Annotated in this window: 1 protein-coding gene; it reads right to left on the minus strand. The window is 53.7% G+C overall.

The features are described 5' to 3' along the window. Window positions 1–230, minus strand: a 230-nt coding sequence (locus SB764_RS43990) for a hypothetical protein (protein WP_410867313.1), incomplete at its 3' end; no start/stop codon positions are given. Between the last annotated feature and the right edge of the window lie 12 nt (window positions 231–242).

Below are 242 nucleotides of genomic sequence, written 5' to 3' on the forward strand. Positions count from 1 at the left end.
GCAACGAGGAACATGTTGAGTGCGTTCTCAGAACGATAGCCAGCGGCCTTCAGCTTGTTCATCGTATTTTCATCGACCAGAGCTTTTCGCAAATTGAAGCGTTCGACGATCTGGCGAACTGAGTGGTTGTTCTGGGCTCTTAGCGATGCCTTGTTTGCTGCCGTTTCAGAATTCATGCGGGCGCGCTCACGGGCGCGCATCTGGTCACGCTCGGTCGATACGGCCCGCATTCTTTTGTTCAG

This window comes from Paraburkholderia sp. SIMBA_027, from assembly GCF_046535315.1.
In the GTDB taxonomy this organism is placed as follows: domain Bacteria; phylum Pseudomonadota; class Gammaproteobacteria; order Burkholderiales; family Burkholderiaceae; genus Paraburkholderia; species Paraburkholderia tropica.